This is a genomic window from Micromonospora sp. NPDC049275, from assembly GCF_043197115.1.
In the GTDB taxonomy this organism is placed as follows: domain Bacteria; phylum Actinomycetota; class Actinomycetes; order Mycobacteriales; family Micromonosporaceae; genus Micromonospora.
Genome location: NZ_JBICSN010000033.1, coordinates 1 through 1,015, shown reverse-complemented (window position 1 = coordinate 1,015; position 1,015 = coordinate 1). Strand labels below are relative to the sequence as shown.

Sequence of the window (1,015 nt, the reverse complement as noted above, 5' to 3'; positions counted from 1 at the left end):
GGCGGGCTCAACTGGTGGTTGCAACACTCAGGAGCTGGGTCATCTTCTCACCTGGGGTGGCCCAGCCCAGGGTCATACGGGGGCGGTCGTTGAGTTCGTCGGCGACGTGGTTAAGGCCGGCCTGGTCGATGGTGGTGAAGTCGAATTTGCCTTTAGGGAAGTACTGGCGCAGCAGCCCGTTGGTGTTCTCGTTGCTGCCGCGTTGCCAGGGGCTGTGGGGGTCGCAGAAGTAGACCGGGCAGTCGGTGGCGATGGTGAAGTCACGGTGCCGAGCCATCTCGACGCCCTGGTCCCAGGTCAGCGAGGCCCTCAGCCGTTGCGGAAGCCAGGTCATCGCGGCGGCCAGTTGGGACACGACGTGCTCGGAGACCTTGCCGTCAGGCAGCCCGACCAGGATCACGAACCGGGTAGCGCGTTCCACCAATGTGGCGATCGCGGAACCACCGCGCCCACCCCGACGGACCCCTTCGAGCAGGTCACCTTCCCAATGCCCCGGCACCGCCCGGTCAGCGACCTCGGCCGGCCGCTCAGCGATCCGCAGGTTCACCCACGGCCGCGCCGAACGCACCGCCCCGGCCGGCGCCGCCCGACGACGGCGAGCGGCCCGACCCGAGCGCAACGCCACCTGCCGCGTCAACTCCGCGCGCAGATTGCCCCGCGCCTGCAGGTAGATCGCCTGGTAAATCGTCTCGTGCGACACCCACATCTTCGGCATATCCGGGAACTGCGCCCGCAGCCGGGCACTGATCTGCTGCGGCGAATGACGTCGACGCAGCATATCCAGCACCACCTGACGCAACGGCCCGTCAACAGCCAACCGCGGCACCCGCCCGGACCGGTTATGCCGCAGAAACGACGCCCACTGCGCCATCAACGGCTGATACCGCTGCCCATAGCGCTCGAACCGACCCACCTCCCGCGAGATCGTCGACACCGACCGCTCCAACCTGCCCGCGATCGACCGCAACGACTCACCCGCAGCCCGACCCAACCCGATCTGTTCCCGCTCCAGCGG

General features: G+C 68.0%; 1 protein-coding gene. It reads right to left on the bottom strand.

The annotated features are described in order from the left end of the window. Positions 1–7 precede the first annotated feature (7 nt). Positions 8–997, bottom strand: a complete 990-nt coding sequence (locus ACGFIE_RS33735) for an IS30 family transposase (protein ID WP_393302694.1) — start codon at positions 995–997, stop codon at positions 8–10. Between the last annotated feature and the right edge of the window lie 18 nt (positions 998–1,015).